The sequence below is a fragment of the Leptolyngbya sp. UWPOB_LEPTO1 genome (assembly GCF_017302695.1).
Taxonomy (GTDB): Bacteria; Cyanobacteriota; Cyanobacteriia; order Leptolyngbyales; family Leptolyngbyaceae; genus Leptolyngbya; species Leptolyngbya boryana.
On sequence record NZ_JAFLCJ010000048.1, the window covers coordinates 1 to 17,107 of the forward strand.

At 43.5% G+C, this 17,107-nt stretch carries 12 protein-coding genes and 3 pseudogenes; 2 read left to right on the plus strand and 13 right to left on the minus strand.

Features of this window, described 5'->3' with window-relative positions; all coding sequences use genetic code 11:
- Nucleotides 1-124: 124 nt before the first annotated feature.
- On the minus strand, nt 125-1,468 hold the full coding sequence (locus J0L70_RS31220) for a GTPase (RefSeq protein WP_287457236.1): 1,344 nt from the start codon (nt 1,466-1,468) through the stop codon (nt 125-127).
- 610 nt (nt 1,469-2,078) lie between these two features.
- Here J0L70_RS31220 and J0L70_RS31225 point away from each other — a divergent pair.
- Nucleotides 2,079-3,243: pseudogene (locus J0L70_RS31225) on the plus strand (transposase).
- A gap of 268 nt (nt 3,244-3,511) precedes the next feature.
- A pseudogene (locus tag J0L70_RS32195) lies at nt 3,512-3,816 on the plus strand (transposase family protein); the annotation flags it as partial.
- A gap of 148 nt (nt 3,817-3,964) precedes the next feature.
- Here the strand turns inward: J0L70_RS32195 and egtD are convergent.
- From egtD to J0L70_RS31290, 12 genes and pseudogenes are all read right to left on the minus strand, one after another.
- Nucleotides 3,965-4,987, minus strand: coding sequence for an L-histidine N(alpha)-methyltransferase (gene egtD / locus J0L70_RS31235; protein WP_287457238.1), 1,023 nt, complete (start codon nt 4,985-4,987; stop codon nt 3,965-3,967).
- A gap of 137 nt (nt 4,988-5,124) precedes the next feature.
- Complete coding sequence (locus J0L70_RS31240; RefSeq protein WP_287457239.1) at nt 5,125-5,850, minus strand: DUF2808 domain-containing protein; 726 nt, start codon at nt 5,848-5,850, stop codon at nt 5,125-5,127.
- A 280-nt stretch (nt 5,851-6,130) separates the two neighbouring features.
- Nucleotides 6,131-8,788, minus strand: a complete 2,658-nt coding sequence (locus tag J0L70_RS31245) for an MGH1-like glycoside hydrolase domain-containing protein (RefSeq protein WP_287457240.1) — start codon at nt 8,786-8,788, stop codon at nt 6,131-6,133.
- Between the two features lie 129 nt (nt 8,789-8,917).
- Nucleotides 8,918-9,994 carry a VOC family protein gene (locus J0L70_RS31250; protein WP_287457241.1) on the minus strand — a complete coding sequence of 359 codons (1,077 nt, stop codon included), beginning with the start codon at nt 9,992-9,994 and terminating at the stop codon, nt 8,918-8,920.
- A gap of 22 nt (nt 9,995-10,016) precedes the next feature.
- Complete coding sequence (gene egtB, locus J0L70_RS31255) at nt 10,017-11,264, minus strand: ergothioneine biosynthesis protein EgtB (RefSeq protein WP_287457242.1); 1,248 nt, start codon at nt 11,262-11,264, stop codon at nt 10,017-10,019.
- A 7-nt stretch (nt 11,265-11,271) separates the two neighbouring features.
- Nucleotides 11,272-12,078 carry an MIP/aquaporin family protein gene (locus J0L70_RS31260; protein ID WP_287457243.1) on the minus strand — a complete coding sequence of 269 codons (807 nt, stop codon included), beginning with the start codon at nt 12,076-12,078 and terminating at the stop codon, nt 11,272-11,274.
- A 29-nt stretch (nt 12,079-12,107) separates the two neighbouring features.
- Entirely contained in the window at nt 12,108-12,617 is a 510-nt protein-coding gene (locus J0L70_RS31265) for a YkgB family protein (protein WP_287457244.1), read from the minus strand.
- A 16-nt stretch (nt 12,618-12,633) separates the two neighbouring features.
- Nucleotides 12,634-14,196: a GMC oxidoreductase gene (locus J0L70_RS31270; protein ID WP_287457245.1), complete on the minus strand. Its 1,563-nt coding sequence runs from the start codon at nt 14,194-14,196 to the stop codon at nt 12,634-12,636.
- A 150-nt stretch (nt 14,197-14,346) separates the two neighbouring features.
- Complete coding sequence (locus J0L70_RS31275) at nt 14,347-14,922, minus strand: NADPH-dependent FMN reductase (protein WP_287457246.1); 576 nt, start codon at nt 14,920-14,922, stop codon at nt 14,347-14,349.
- Between the two features lies 1 nt (nt 14,923).
- Nucleotides 14,924-15,721 carry an SDR family NAD(P)-dependent oxidoreductase gene (locus J0L70_RS31280; protein ID WP_017285561.1) on the minus strand — a complete coding sequence of 266 codons (798 nt, stop codon included), beginning with the start codon at nt 15,719-15,721 and terminating at the stop codon, nt 14,924-14,926.
- Between the two features lie 303 nt (nt 15,722-16,024).
- On the minus strand, nt 16,025-16,618 hold the full coding sequence (locus tag J0L70_RS31285; protein ID WP_287457248.1) for a hypothetical protein: 594 nt from the start codon (nt 16,616-16,618) through the stop codon (nt 16,025-16,027).
- Nucleotides 16,619-16,780: 162 nt separating this feature from the next.
- Nucleotides 16,781-16,981 (minus strand): annotated as a pseudogene (locus J0L70_RS31290) (Rieske 2Fe-2S domain-containing protein); the annotation flags it as partial.
- Between the last annotated feature and the right edge of the window lie 126 nt (nt 16,982-17,107).

Below are 17,107 nucleotides of genomic sequence, written 5' to 3' on the forward strand. Positions count from 1 at the left end.
AATAATGTGAACACGAAAGAATCAAAAGCATGAATCGAATCTAGATCAAAAAAGTTAGTAGAATTGAGATCTAGAACTGTAGCTTATTCACTATCTATTTTTTGTCCAACCCTACGGGTCCATCTCAGTAGAAGTTCTGTATTTTAAGAAGGCTCTGAAGTCTAGCAGTATCTAAAGACTTATTATTAACATCACCTCTCTTTCTATAAAACTGAGATTCAATCTCAGATAAACTCTCAATTCTTAAAGCTTTTCTTAGGAGCTTTGCTTTATCCTGAGCTTCGCTTTTTATAGAACTTTTGAAGCTTCTGATATCATAATCATTACTCCACAAGTCACTTAGTTGATTATATTTATACTGAAAATCAGGAATCCCTTCATAAAAATCAGATTCCATATTTTGAATTTCGTTAAGCTTTCTATTCCAAAAATCTGTCAATTCATTATTAGTAACTTGAACTTTATTTTGAAAGCTCTCAATATTAGCTTTTGCTTTTTCTACAATTCTTGAGACGTTTGCTATCTTAGAAAGAAGAAACCTATAGAAAAATTGCTGTATCTCTTCCACGCTAGAGCGAAAATACTCGACTTTATGGCTATGGATTTGAATTTGTGCTTCTGAATTGGATAAGTCTGAGAATTGAAGAATATATTCTCTTAGCTCTGAGATTCCATAGTTAGATTTATTATCTACAAATAGTATGCTATCTGTATCAGCAGTAAAGTTAGTATCCAGGACTTGTTTAAGTCTCTGGGATAATTCACCCTTAAAACCAGAAGCTTTCACCTCATTAAAATTTTCAAATGTTAGCTTAGAGAGATCATCAATACGAAATTCATCTGCTCTTGTAATTATAAATTTCATGGGGACAAACTCTAGCTGGGAACGCTTCTCTTTCAGAAAAGGAACATCAGCTTTGTCGAGTGGATTCGTTGCTGAGAAGAAGTATAAAATTAAATCACAAATAGGAAGGAAATTTTTTGCGATTTCTTGAATTTCTTTTGGATCACCGCTTCCAGGAGTATCAGCTAAAACGACATTTTCGAGAAGCTTATTATCAATAAAGCTAGATCTAATAGACACTAAATCCTCTTTCGTGACTCTAATTACCGAATTAGAATTCTTCTTATGCGTAATTAGAGTAATATCTGTATCAACAGGATTTAGCCCGATTTCACGATAACCATCAGAATCATTATTAAGCTGTAGTATTGAGTTAATTGTGCTAGACTTTCCTGTTGAGAAATGCCCCATAAGACCTATATACACCAGGTCTTTTCCACGAGTTTTGTATTGAACTAGGCTTCTTCTAATGCGTTGAAGCAAATCCTGCTTCTTGGTAACTTCAGTATTAGTAGTAAGCTCTAATATTTCATTTGCAATAGGACTATAAATATACTTTTCTAACTCAATAATTCCAGAGAGGATTTTCTCACACTGGGCATCAACTCTTTTGAAATCAGTCATATTTCTGCCTTAGATTCTGTAACTTACGATGCTTTTTTGAGAAAGCATCTCATAACTCATTGCTAATTAATAAGCCGACCTTTAGCATAGCACTAGGCTGTACAATTTCTAGTTTTCATAGAGTAGATTTCAGACAAGAGTGCTCCTAGAATAGATAGAAACAGTCCAGCTTATATGAAGTGCTAGATCCTAGAGCCTTAAAGATGATCCGCAGAACCCAACGCAGAAAATTATGCGGTTTTTGCTCCATCAGCTAAATCAAACTCACCTTACTAGAATGAAGGTATAAAGGTCAGATTCTTAAAGCAAGTAAGGAAGAGGTTACTCAACCTATCTTAAAGAAGAAGTATCTACGATGTATGTTACTGAACAGAACTTCGCAATGAAGATGTAAAGAGTAAAGATATAATGCTTGCTCATGCGACATAATTCTATATCCTATTGTTTTGCAGCATAAGCAGCACATAGACATCCAAGTGTTGAGACTCAATCCCTTAGTGATGTAGAAAAGTCCTGAAACGGTTGATTTAATGAATGTCTCATGTGAGACAGGAATGACTTGGGCGGGGCAAATTGTGAGATGCTCAAGTTTCCACACCAAAGCAAACTTATGCAATTGCCCCATCTGTATCGTGAACTAAATGACCAATTGAGTCAATGGATTCAACCGCGTGACCAACGGCACTTAGAAGGCGTGTCCGAAGCAGTTGCCGCGATTCTCCAATCCGAAAGTGCCTGCTTAAATCATTGGCTGCCCTACTTGAGCCATCGCGGGTGTACTGCTCGCAGTCACCACGCCCGCTTGAATTACTTACTGATCAATCCGCAGGTCGATGCTGAAACCTTCTACGCCCCGTTATTGAAACAACTGCTCCAAGCCTTTGCTGGGACAGAGTTACTGTTAACGCTCGATACGAGTGTGTTGTGGGATCAGTTCTGTTGGGTAGGAGTCTGTTTCGTCTGGGGTGGGCGCTCGTTCACGTTAGCGCAAACGGTTTTAGAACTTAGAACACGGCAGTGCCAGTGCTGCTTTTACTGCCTATCTTCTCCTCTTGGAACAGGTATTAAACTTGCTGCCCTCTCAGGGTCAGGTAACACTGCTCGCAGACCGGGGCTTTGAGCATGGCGAGTTGATGCGGTGGTGCAATCGACACGCTTGGAACTGGTTGATTCGTGCCAAAAGCAATCTCACCATTACTCTCGCTCCCGGTGTGTCTCAGTCCATTGCTCAATTGTTGCCTCCGGTCGAGCAAGCTTATCTGTTCCCAAACGTGACGATTCTCGAAGACATCCCCTGCCATCTCGCGACTGCTACACTGCCAGGAGTCCAGGAATCTTGGGCTGTCCTCAGTAGTCAACCGCCCTCATTGCAGACCTTTGAGCGCTATGGTCGTCGTTTTGGCGGGATTGAACCGCACATCAAAGACTACAAGTCGGCTGCCTTTGACCTGATTGGGTCGCATCTGCGCGATGCCACAGCACTTACCAATCTGTTCATGCTGCTCGATATCGCCACGCTGATTGCTTTGGTCTTAGGTTTCTTGCTGGTCCGTTGTGGTCAACGCAAACGGCTCGATTCCCATCCAGAGCGAGGCTTGAGTTTTCTGCAACTCGGTTTGCGCTATCTCCAACAACTGCGTCATTTAGGGCAACCGTTGCCCCAATTTGAACCCTTGCCACGTCGCAGTCCACCCGCAGCTTGTGCCTCTCAGAGTAAGCGTGCTCGTTTAAACCATCGCCTTCAATTCTCTAAAGTCACAACCTTCTCATCTTGAGACGACAAAAAGTTTTCTACATCACTAAGGGCTTCCCTCAGATGATTAGTGAGGTTCTGAATCCTTAAAATGCCAATGTTCGAGCCGAAGTTTTTGAGAATCAGGCAGAAAATGTTGGAGGAGTTTCACAGCCTCTAGAATCCTGAAGAGACGGATAGTTCTATTATGAGGCAAGATCACCAAAAGCTCGGAAGTTCCACATCAGGTACTTGTCCAAATTTGGTGAAGCAATTCGCTAGAATAGGGCAAGTAACGCTTCAGATGACTCGTGGAACTTTTACAACTACTACCTGACTCAGACACATACAGATTCAAACCTATGGGCTAGATCGCGTTCAGAAGCAAGTGCAAATCAATCTTTGCTCAACGCAAGCTTCTGCGCCCTATCCAATTTGTCAGCAGGAAGCAATTCGAGTGCATAGCCGATATGAACGAACAATCGGGGATTTACCGTGGGAGGACTATCGGGTGGTGATGTAATTTGAAGTGCGAAAATTCTTCTGTGATGACGCCTCCTGTCATCGTCGGATCTTCAGCGAACGACTACATGAGATCGCTGCACCTTGGGCACGAATTGACGGGAGACACTCCCTGATCCAATTCCCTATGTCTAGAACACTACCCATTTCACGACCTAAGCCCAGGGAAAGCTGAGACAGATATGAGAATTTGCTGAGAAGCTCCAAAGAGAAGCTTCTTTCAGCATAGTAGACATCAAAATTTATGGACAATCCAGCGAAGTACATTGACGCTGACAGAGGAGAACTCCAAAATGAGATCGCGCATCAGTCCAGATTTGGAGAGGGTGCAATGCGTGATGTTCAAGCTCTAGCTCTAGAATCGGGAGATGGAACTTATGAGAGAGTTCAGTGCGAATCGTTTCCCCTACCTGTAATGCAACTTGATAGTTTAGTGCATCTAACTTAACAATCTGATTGATGAGACTTTGTAAATGCATTTCAATGCGATCCTCTACAGGATTGTAAAAAGCGAGATGCTGAAACTGGGTGAGATCAAAATTGCCCTGAAATTGCTGATTGAGATGCTGCAAAATATTGAGATTAAATGCGGCCGTAACTTCCTGAGAGTCGTTATAAGCAGCTTCGAGAAGATCAACCGACTTCTGCAAGTCTACCCCTAACAAGAAAAACTCCCCAGGCTTGAGCGCATGTTGGATTTGTGTGAGAAAGCGATCGCGCTCTGACTGATCCAAATTTCCTAGAGTACTTCCTAGAAAAATTAGCATTCGATTTTCTAATTCAGAGGAGGGCAGTTCTGCTAAGGCTTGTTCATAAGTTCCAGCTAACCCACAAACCCGCAAAGTTGGATACTGATTTAATAGATCGAGAGCAGTACTTCTGAGAATGCCTTCGCTGACATCGATCGGAAAATAATAGAGAGGTTGCTCCAACTGCCCATAAGCTTCGAGGAGGACACGAGTTTTCCGAGAACTGCCACTACCCAGTTCAATCAATTCACAATTTCCTGTCAGTTTCACAATCTCTGGGGCATATCTTTCTAAGATGCCTTGTTCAGTGCGGGTTGGATAGTATTCTGGGGTATCACAGATCTGCTCGAATAGTTGTGAACCGAGATCGTCATAAAAATAACGGCAAGGCAGCGTTTTCGGATTGCCTGCTAGTCCTTGAATGACTTCTTCACCTGTATCAGCTTGGGGAATTGATTTGCTCAATGGAATCCAGCGAAAGCGATCGAGTTGTGAGTTCTTTTGTGTTGCTATCATCGGGTGCTTCATGAATGAGATCTACCTGAATTCGTCTAGATTGATAGTCGAAAATCAATTGAATGTGTGTTACCAAAATAACGGCTGAAATTCGTCATAAATCGCAGCCGAAATTATGGTTCTAGGTCAACTTCGTTTTATTGCGCCCCACCACTATAGAAATTGAGCCGTCCAAATCCTAAGAATTGGCTCATACTCTGTTCTCCAACTGGAAAAGCAGTGACTCCGAACTCATAGATTCCACCAGAAGCTGGATTTGATTTTGCTTCTAAGGCGACAGTGATTGTGCTTCCAGGTTGAACAGGTTGATCAAACACGATCGTCGCTTCACCCGGAACCGATTCTCCTCCAACATTCGCCAAAGGAATTTCAGCACCGTTTGCATATCGAGCACCTGCAAATGCTTTGCTTCTGCCGACATCAAATTTCACGGTTTCTAAGTTGCGCTCTTGAGCAATTCGTACTGCTTTGAGCGCCTGTCCTGCATCTGAGGGAACAACCAGAGTAAACTCATAAGTCGATGGCACGTAAGCTTGCGACTGAGAGGTATAAGCGCGCATGAGGCGAGGGGGATGCGAGAAAAAAGCTTGCCCGCCGCTGAACTGGACTGAAGTCATTTGGGATTCAGTCATCTGTGCAGGCATCATTGTTGACATTCCAATCTCAGAGAGCCTAGGCTGAGTCGAATTCTTAAATTGACTGTGAGTGGGTGGATGCAAGGAAAAGGTTGGGGATGTGCCAACTTCAGAGAGCCGAGTGTGTGTTGGGTTGCTGGCGTTAGTTTGCGAGAAGGCTGAGGGTTGGGTGCTCATGGTTGCAGCGATCGCGATCATCATTCCGAGTACAAGTCTTTGAAATAGCATCGTCAAATCTCCTTGTGAAATGAAAGGTTCTAGTTTTCGCTCAGTCAGTGAACTTCTGAAAGCTTGACTCTAATTAAACGAGGTGAAACTGAGAGTCGTATGAGGAAAAAACGTCGAATGTGCTAAGTCTTTCCTGAGAAGAAGCTGAGAAATCTCACGCAGTCGTTACTATCTGAATCACAGCACATTGTTCTGTTACCCTTGGATTCTATTCCGGGGGCGGGTGAGCAACGAAGCATAGGGATCTGATTTGATTGCGAATCTCTTAACTGTAAGACAGTTAACCATCTGCATACTGGCTAATCTGGTGAATCAGTTTTGCAACTAATCCTGTCCATCCGGTTTGATGGCTGGCTCCAATTCCAGCTCCATTGTCTCCATGAAAATATTCATAAAACAACATCAAATCTTGCCAATTTGGATCAGTTTGAAAAAGCTCTGTTGCCCCATAGACAGGTCGTCGCCCAGATGGATCTTGAAGAAAAATCTGAATCAGCCGATGTGAGAGTTCTAAAGCAACTTCCCAAAGATTTAGCCATTGCCCTGATCCAGTTGGGCACTCTACTTTGAAATCATCGCCTAAGTAATGATGGAACTTTTGCAGTGACTCAATCAGTAAAAAATTGACTGGAAACCAAACCGTTCCCCGCCAATTCGAGTTTCCTCCAAATAAACCACTGCTAGATTCAGCAGGTTCATAGTCTACTCGAAACTGTGTTCCATCCACATCAAACGTATAAGGATGGGTAGCATGATGTTTCGAGAGGGCGCGAATTCCGTGAGAACTGAGAAATTCAGTTTCATCCAGCATCTTCTGTAAAATTCGTCGAAGCTTGTCTTGAGACACGATCGCTAACAATCTCCTTGCCCGCATCCCTTGTGTCTCCATACAAGCTACATTACGCCTCAAGTCAGGACGATGTTGAATAACCCATTCTAGCCGCTTCTTAAAAGCAGGTAATTGATGAAGTGTTTCTGGCTCTAATGTTTCGATCGCGAATAAAGGAATCAGCCCGACCATCGATCTCACTTTCAATTCAATCTGCTGGTCATTTGGTAAATGTAGAACATCGTAGTAAAATCCATCGGTCTCATTCCATAGTGAAGTTTCTGCTTCTCCAATACGATTCATTGCATCAGCAATGTAGAGATAATGTTCAAAGAATTTAGTTGCAATGTCTTCATAGACTGGATTGGTTTGAGCAAGTTCAAGTGCGATCGCAAGTAAATTTAAACAATACATTCCCATCCAACTTGTGCCGTCGGATTGATCGATGTGACCACCCGTTGGAAGTGTTGCACTACGATCGAACACTCCAATATTGTCGAGTCCTAGAAATCCACCTTGAAAGATGTTTCTCCCTTCTACATCTTTGCGATTTACCCACCAAGTAAAATTCAGTAAAAGCTTTTGAAACACACGCTCTAAGAAAACGCGATCGCCACGTCCATGCATTTTCTGCTCAATCTTGTACACACGCCAAGTTGCCCAAGCATGAACAGGCGGATTCACATCACCGAATGCCCATTCATAAGCTGGAATTTGTCCATTGGGGTGCATGTACCATTCCCGCGTCAAAATATCTAGCTGATGCTTCGCAAACTCCGGATCAATCATCGCAAGTGGAATGCAATGAAATGCGAGATCCCAAGCTGCAAACCAAGGATATTCCCACGTGTCAGGCATAGAAAGAATATCATCTGTATGGAGATGGAACCATTCATGATTGCGCCCCTGTTTACGTTCTGAAGGCGCAGGAGCAATCGGATCGCCTTTAAGCCACTCTTCTACACTGTAATGATAGTATTGCTTGCTCCAGAGCATTCCAGCAAAAGCTTGACGTTGGATATTTCGCATCTCATCGCTCAGTGCAAAGGGTGTAATGCGATGGTAGAATTCATCAGCTTCTTGTTGTCTAGCTCTGATAATCGCATCAAAATCAGCAAAAGGAGTCGTTAAATTTGCACGATCGCTGAGCCGTAATTGAATTGTTTGAGTCGCATAAGCTGGAATGATCAATTGATAGTGCACGGCTGCTTTTGTGCCGATTTTATCTGGGTTCACGGCTTCCTCATTGCCATGAATAATATAATCATTGATGCCATCCTTGACATAAGCAGAATGATTTGCGGAACTCAGGATTCTCTCATTATTAGTTTCGTTTTCTGTGAAAAGTAATCCTTCACCTTTCTCACAGTACAACCATCGCTTGTTGAGGGTTGGATGGTTTGCTTCGATCACATCATAGGTATGATTCGATCGCACAATTTTGAGTGAAGGCTTTGAACTCTCCTGAGTCAAAGACCAAGTATTCCGAAACCAAAGGGTTGGAAGGACATGAATGGGCTTTGTTTCAGAACTACGATTGGTGATTTTAATTTGAATCAGAATATCTTCAGCATCCTGCTTTGCATATTCAACCATCACGTCAAAGTAGCACTGCTGATCAAATACGCCTGTGTCGAGGAGTTCAAATTCTGGGTCTTGGCGAGTTCGATGCTGATTTTCTTGAACGAGTCGCGTGTAAGGGAAAGCGCTTTGTGGATATTTGTACAGCGCTTTCATGTAGGAATGAGTTGGCGTGTTATCCAAGTAGAAATAGTACTCTTTGACATCTTCGCCATGATTTCCTTCGTTTCCGGTCAGTCCAAACAATCGTTCTTTCAGAATTGGATCGGCTCCATTCCACAGCGCGATCGCAAAACACAGTCGTTGATGACTGTCTGAAATCCCCAATAGACCATCTTCACCCCAACGATAAGCACGCGATCGCGCTTGATCATGAGAAAAGTACTCCCAGGCAGTTCCAGATGGGCTGTAATCTTCGCGAACGGTTCCCCATTGTCGATCGCTCAGATATGATCCCCATCTGCGCCAATGTTTTTGACGTGTTCGCGCTGCTTCTAATCTTAGTTCTTCTTGTGTTGGAGTAACCATCGTCTTTACCTAGTCTCATTAATTATTGGCTGTGATTGAGAATCATCTCTTTGAGCGATCGCTTGATGAACACAACTTATGAATTCGCGCAGTTTTGACTGAAGAGAAGATAAACCAGAAAAAAGTTTTTTACTTCTTCACCAATCGCAATGCATGACCATCTGGATCGCGCACCAGAATGCCTTGTTGAAATCCTAAAACCTGCCCAGAGATTTTGGTCGGTTTTGGTGAGATCAAGAGCGTGCGATTTGCCTGCAATCGTTGAGTAGCAGCTTCTACATCTTGGACAACTAGGGTTGTTTGCCAATGGAGTACATCATTCGGACGCGCATCACTGGGGAAAGCTCGACCAGATCGCGGTTCTAAATATTCTAAAAACTCGATGCCAATGCCATTTGGCGCTCTCAATCCACTAATTTGCAATCGCGCGCCCTCAACATTGTTCAAGTGTGCTTGTTCTATTCCATGGTTCATGCTTGCGCCTGCAAGTTTGAACCCTAGTAAGTCTCGATAGAATTTGAGGCTGGCTTGAGTATCCGCAACCACGATCGCAGTATGATCAATTCCCAGGAATAGGTGTTTTGATAACTTTTGCCATTTCGGATTGCCTTTACCAGGTGGGAAATAGATAATCTCTAAGTTATGCCCATCTAGATCTTTGAAGTAAAAAGCGCGGATTCCGGCTGCTACTTTGTTTGAGTCTGGAATACGCTGAGGTTCTGTTGAGGTGTATTGAATTTTGTGTTGTCGTAAATATTGATACGCTCGATCCATATCGCTCACTACGATCGCAATATGTTGAAACCAGCGATCGTGACTCTTTGAATCGATCGGAATAGGTTTACCTTTGGGTGTGAGGTACTCTGTAAGCTCAAGTACTTCATCACCCAGGTGCATTTTGACGACTCGCATCCGAATCCCGAATAGCCCTTGGAGTTGTTCATAGTCTGAACCCAGAACTTCTACATCCGAAATTTTCTGAAAGGGCAAAACTTGAGAATAGAATGAGATAGCTTTATCCATATCAGAAACTGTTATTCCAACAGATTCGACTGCTAGCACAGGGTGCAGAGATTGAGCAGCACGTTGAGCAGCCTGAAATACTACTTGTGGATAAGCTTGCTGATAAGGAGAAATTGCGATCGCAAACAATATAAAACAAGCAAGCACCGTGTATCGAATTCTTCTATGGATTGTAGTCTTCATGATTCAAATCAAGATGTTGAACTTACTGAGCAAGTCGAATTCCTGAAAACTGCCAACGGGTTGACGCTGGAAAGAAATTGCGATAGCTAGGACGAATATGACTCTGAGGCGTAACACATGAGCCACCTCGTAGCACCATCTGATTGCACATAAATTTTCCGTTATACTCTCCAACTGCTCCCTTCTCAGGCTGAAATCCTGGATAAGCAAGATAAGCGCTCTGTGTCCACTCCCACACATCACCAAACATCTGAGCAGGTCGAGTCATGCCCTGCGTTCCAGAAGGATGTAATCGCCCACTCTCCAAGAAATTTCCTTGTATTGCAACCTGTCTTGCTGCAATTTCCCATTCTGCTTCAGTGGGTAGTCTTTTCCCTGCCCAACGCGCATAAGCATCTGCTTCGTAAAAGCTCACATGACACACAGGCTCATTGCTGTCCAGAGGACGCAATCCTGCAAGTGTCATGATCCACCAAGTCCCATCCATCTGTTCCCAATATAAAGGCGCAGACCATCGCTCTGCTTGCATAGTTGCCCAACCATCAGAAAGCCAAAATTCTGGCCGATTGTATCCACCTGCTTGGATAAACTCTAGATACTCTCCATTGGTAACTAATCGATCGGCTAGCTCATAGTCTTGTAGATACACCGAATGACGTGGAAACTCATTATCAAACGCAAAGGATTCGTCTTCATGTCCGATCGTATAAAGCCCCCCGCAGCAACTCAACCAACCCATTTTTGAAGCAATAGATATAGGCAAAGAAAGGTCTGATCGATAAGCTGGACGCAGTGGATTGAGTGCGAGATTGTATTTAATATCCGTGAGCAGCAATTCTTGATGTTGTTGTTCATGCTGTAAGCCGAGTAGAATCAAAGATTCCAAAGGTACTTCTGCAAATTCCTGCAAAAACAATACCATTGCTTGATCCACGTAAGCGCGATAACGATAAATCTCTTCGACTGTTGGACGAGAGAGCACTCCTCTTTGAGGTCGAGGGTGGCGACTTCCCACTGCTTCGTAGTAAGAATTGAACAAATAGTTAAACTTGGGATGAAACACTTCATAACCTGGCAAGTAAGGAACCAGTAGAAAAGTTTCAAAAAACCAAGTGGTATGTGCTAAGTGCCATTTTGGAGGACTGACATCGGGCATCGCTTGCAGGATGTAGTCTTCGATCGCTAAAGGTTGACAGATCTGTTCACTGACTCGACGTACAGACTGATAGCGATCGAGGAGTGAGGTTTGAGGCTTGAGTTGAGAGAGCATAAGAGATTCAGATGTCTGGTAGTTGATCGCTCAATTGCTGAGCTTTGAATCCGCATCTAAAAATGCAGCGTTTGTGATTTTGATGATGGAGCTTGGCACAATAAACTGCCTGCTGTCCATTGATTCGCACATAGATTTCAGAAGCTAGAAACATGCCAAGAATCGGTGCAGTTAAGTAAACCCAAATCGCAGTCCAATTGTTTGCCGGAATTGCAGAAGCAATCGTTCGAGCAGGGTTCATACTCATCCCAGATAATGGAGCTTCGATCATGATATAGGTCGCCACCAAAGCTCCTGCAAATAGTCCTGTCCATCGTGCGAGTCGTGCCGTATTCGACACGATGAGAACAGTCATCATCAAACCGAAAGAAATGACCAATTCAGCGAAAAATGCAATAATTGCTCCTTGAGTTCCTGGGATGGTCACAACATAGTCAACTGAAGGATGCGAGAGCACGTTTCCCAATAGTTTTGCTGCAATTAAAATTCCGAGTAATCCACCCATCAATTGAGCAATGACATAGCAAAATGCATCTTTCGGCTTCACTTTACCTAAGCGCAAAAACGTTAAAGTTACCGCAGGATTGTAATGTGCGCCTGATTGCTTTCCCCAGGGAGAATAAATTAGCGAAATTGCCGTCAGTCCCATGCTAATTCCGATCAACGATCGCTGGAGCAACGGATTAATCTGAGAAATCGGCGAGCTAGGATGCACGACTGCTGCCGTGATTACAGCAGCAGCAACCATGAAAATCCCTAATCCTGCTGCTTCCATCAAATATTCAGGATAGTGACGACGAATTGTATTGATCATGGTTGGATTCTCTAAGTGCTGCTTGAGTGCTATCGGATTCTCTGCAATTCACGATCGCTTTGACGACCACCCTTCACTGCCCGTAGAGATTCTCCCAATGACCAAACTGCACCGCCCAAGAGCAAAATATCTTTGAGTAAAAATTGCCCTGGTACAACTGATAAAGCCGGAAATCCAAGTGTCGGTTCCCAGCCTGGTGTAGACAATAAAAAGCTCAAGGTTAACAAGCAAGTAAACACTGCCATCCCACTGCCAACTACAGAAGCAATCGGGAACCACGATCGCAATGCCATCAAGACCGCAGTTGCAACTTCAATCACACCAATCAGATTAGAAACTCCCTGAACACTGATAACGCGATACATCCAACTCATGAACGGACTATGTTCTACAAGCGGCTTAATTGCATTCGCTTCATAAGGCGTAAACTTCATCAAGCCGATCCAAAATAGAATCAGCACGATTCCATACCGCATCAAAGCAAGCCCAATGAGTTCTAGAAGTCGGCTAACTGCTTTTCGATCGTGTGTCGTTGCCATTTTCAATTCTCCTTATTTATCTCAATCGATCGATCAAGTGATCTCCTACCCGCAAGGCATTCGCAATGATTGTCAGAGTTGGATTGACCGCAGCACTAGCCGGAAAGAAGCTACCATCCACAACATACAAATTGTCCACGTCATGAGTTCGACAGTTGATATCCAGCACAGAAGTTTGTGGATCCTCTCCATAGCGGCAAGTTCCACATTGATGTGCAACTCCTTGGAGCGGGATTTTTTTACGGAAGTAGAACGAACAAGGTAAGAAGCGATCGCCACAATCAATCGATTTCAAAACTTCTGTCCAGCGATGTAATAATCGCTCGAATGCAACCGTGTTATTGTCTTTGTAGCTCAGATGAATCTTGTCTCCTTTCACCTGTACACGATTGTTCGGATCGGGTAAATCTTCTGCTGTGAGCCACCAATCTACAGAGTGACTCGCAAGCGATGCGAAGACTTCGCGATCTTGAAATGAAACTCCAGCAATCTTCGGAGAATCTAGTGCAATCATGTCAGCATTGACCTTGCCGAGCAGTTGAACATGACCCATTGGATAGTCAAATCCTGCTTCTCCCCAGTAAAAATCATTCACAGCTAGAGTTTTCTGAAATTGAGTTGGATTTGGCTTTTTCGTCAATCCAACGATCGCACCGTTCTGATGCCTCATAAAATTCCGTCCAACCTGATCAGAACTATTCGCTAATCCAGTTGGGTGTTGATCATTCGCAGATCGTAATAGCAGAGCCGCAGAGTTAATTGCACCACAAGAGACAACAACAATATCTGCAGAAAACATCTGGATTTGACCTGCAACATCGACCTCAACAGCTGTGACTTCTCGACCCGATGGACTTGTATGCAAACGGAGTACCTTCGCTGAAGTGAGTAAGGTTAAATTCTCAGTTCGATCGATCGCAGGACGTACACAATTGATCTCTGCATCTGCTTTCGCATTGACTAAACAAGGAAACCCATCGCAAGTATCACAACGAATGCAAAAACTCAAATGGCGATTCGCTTCATTGAGCTTGATTGCTAGCGGAAGATAGAACGGATGCAAGCCTTTTGCTTGTAGCGCATCATGAATCTCTTGAATTCGCGGTTCGTGTTGAATGGCTGGAAACGGATAGTCTTGACTTGCCTGTGGCTCGGTTGGGTCTAGTCCATGCTGTCCATGCACTTCATAGAGTGCTTCTGCCTGAGTGTAGTAAGGTTCAAAATCGCGATACTTCAAAGGAGATTCTAGCGAAATGCCTCCTTGATGTTGAACTTGGTCAAAATCACGCTCGCGCCACCGAAACAGCGCTCCACCGTAGACTTTTGTATTGCCCCCGACAAAGTAACCTGTTCCAGGATGTAAGGCTTGCCCGTCTTGATCTCGCCAAACTTCTTTAGTGTGATAGCGATCGTGGTGAAAAACCTCGATCGTATCCCAGTTCTGCTTTTCTCTCGGTAGAAACGAGCCTCGTTCCAGCACTAAGATCTTTTTTCCGGTTGGAGCAAGACGATGTGCAAGTGTGCCTCCGCCTGCTCCTGTACCGATGATAATCACATCGTAATGAGCTTGAGTTGTCATATTCTTACCTTATTTTAACCGTGAGTTCATCCTCTAACTGAGTCACCTGCCATCGCGTCTGTTCACCTTCCTGGTAGAAATGCAAAGAAACAATCGCATCTCCCACTCTCAATTGCTTCACCGTTAAATCTGGCAACTAATCTGTTGAGTTTATTCCTCCATTGCATTCAATGGGTTTTGCCGTCCGTATCGCAATACTGTTGACATCCACACCAATTCATCTAAAAAGCGATCGAGCCGACGAATCTGAGTCGCTTCATCAATCAAATGACCCATTTCATCAAACAAAGATTGAACATTACTAAAATTTAGATCATAGAAAGTTGTCACTAATCCAAGCTCACGCATCACAGGCAGCAGGTTCTGAATCACCCTTGTTCCACCAAATGCACCTGCTGAAACTCCGCACAATCCTACAGCCTTGTGAATGTATTCCTTGAGGCAAGTATCCAATACATGTTTCAACAAACCCGGATAGCCGTGGTTATATTCTGGAACAACAATGATCAATCCATCAGCACGTTCCATCGTGGCGGAGAACTGAGAATTTTTGATTGATTCACCTGCATCATCAACTGCGATCTCAATCGTGCGAATATCAATTAACTCAGTCTCAATTCCGTCTCTAGCGGCAACTTGCTCCACCACAAATCGAGCAACCAATTCACTCTGACGACCTTGCCGAGATGTTCCTAAAATTACGGGAATAAATAACGCTTTGCGCATACTACTGCTCCTGATAGTTCCAAAGCAATCCACCATCGACCACAAATGTGCTGCCCGTAATGTAATTTGCGTCTTCAGATGCCAAGAATGCGACCAAAGATGCAACATCTTGAGGGTGCCCTAACCGCCCTAATGGAATGTTGTTCAGCAATGCCTGTAATTTTTCAGGATTGTTCAAAAGCTGTGTGTTGATCGGAGTCTCGATCGCACCAGGAGCCACGTTGTTAATCGTAATTCCAAGCGCACCTAGCTCAACTGCTAGATTACGAGTCATCATTCTCATTCCGCCTTTACTAGCACAATAAGCTGTAAAGTTGGGAAAGGGCAATTCTTCATGGACAGAGCTAATGTTGATGACTTTCCCAGGACGGTTTGTTTCGATTAAATGCTGCACAAAAGTTTGCGTAGCAAAGAAAACGCCTTTCAAGTTAACATTCATCACCGCATCATACTCTGCTTCCGTAACTTCCCAGAAGGGAGCATGTTTCTCAATTCCAGCATTGTTGACCAAAATATCTAGCTTGCCAAAATGCTCAATGCTCTCAGTAATCAATTCTCGCACCATGTCAACATTACCGAGATCAGCTTGAATTGAATACGCTTGTGAGTGCGGACATTCCGCAAGATAGCACTTCCCTCCGATCGCATTAACTTTTTCTAGCGTTTCTTGAGCGCCTTCTGGATGAGATCGATAGTTGATCACCACATCTGCTCCTATTGCTGCTAAATGTAGAACAATTTCTTGCCCAATCCCTTGACTGCTGCCTGTAACTAAAGCAACTTTTCCATCAAGTCGCATATCTTGCTTCCTCAATCAACAATGTCATTCATTGTGACTGAGAGAAGAAGCTGAAAGATGAGTTCTATCTAAGAACTCCAGCTTAAATTGCTAACATTTTAATGAAAAAATTCTTAGGTGATTTTCAGCAGATTCTCATATTGGAAGGCTTCACATTCAGTCTCCAAGCCACGGTAGTGTTAGAGTAAATTTGTATCCCGATTATCTAGATCGCTAAATCGTTGTAAAATACCGATGCACCTGGCTTCTCGCTCAGATTCGGCATAATCCAAGATGCAAGAACCGATTCCTCGATCCAGACAGTCAAGATTCCCCTGTGCTGCAATCCAGGGAAAAATTATACTGGCGTATCATCACCCTTTGCAGGGCAATAATTGCAGGATTTACCTCTACATATCGTCGAGAACGATCGCGTAAATAGTTCTCATACTCACTCTCAATCATTGCGATATCTTGTGCTAAAAATCTCATAAATAGACGGTTGCGAATCACACGCTCTAGCACAGGTTGTAATAGGGCAATGAGCCATTTTGGGAGGCGAACGTTAACAAACAGAAGTGAGAATGAACGACTTTCGTGTTGAGAGATCGGCGATCGCATCAGATAGAGGTAAGACAAATCTTGCAGAGAATTGATGTAGTTAGGATATTGATAATTTACTGAAATCGTTCGAGTGATCACTTTAGAAGTATCATTTAATCCTAAAAATCTTGCGATCGCTCCTCGATATGACACCCGATAATCGGCTCGGACAGAAGCTTCCGCTTCTTCCAACTTGAGCAATACGGGATCAAACCATCCCTGTAGATTTCGATGCAGATATCCGTGAAAAACATCCATCGTATTTTCATTGCAAATCGTGTAGTGAGCATTAAAATGTGCGCTCACTGGAATCATTAACCAGTTGGGATTTGCATATTGCGGAATGTCTAGGAGAGGAATCTGATCTGCTTGAGCTGGATCGCCTGGAAAAACAAAAATAATACCGTACTGTTCTCGAACAGGAAAAGTTCTCAAACAAGCAGTCGGCAACTTCTGATCAATTGGAAAATATGGAATGTGAGTGCATTGTCCATTTTGAAATTTCCAGCCATGATAAGGACAAACAATCGCATCTCTCTGAACAACACCCCGATGCAATGCTACTCCTTTATGTGGGCAGCGATTTTCTACCGCTCTCACAATGTTTTGATCATCACAATAGATAGCAAGCTCTTGATTCCAGAGTGTGATTGCAAGGATTTGCAAAGGCTTGATCTCTGAGGTGGAACCAAAAAGCTGGACAGGTGAATAAGCTACCCCCCCTCAACCTCATGGTAAGAGTAGATTATGAGCCAAAACAAACGCAAACAACACAGTGCCCAATTCAAAGCCAAAGTCGCACTT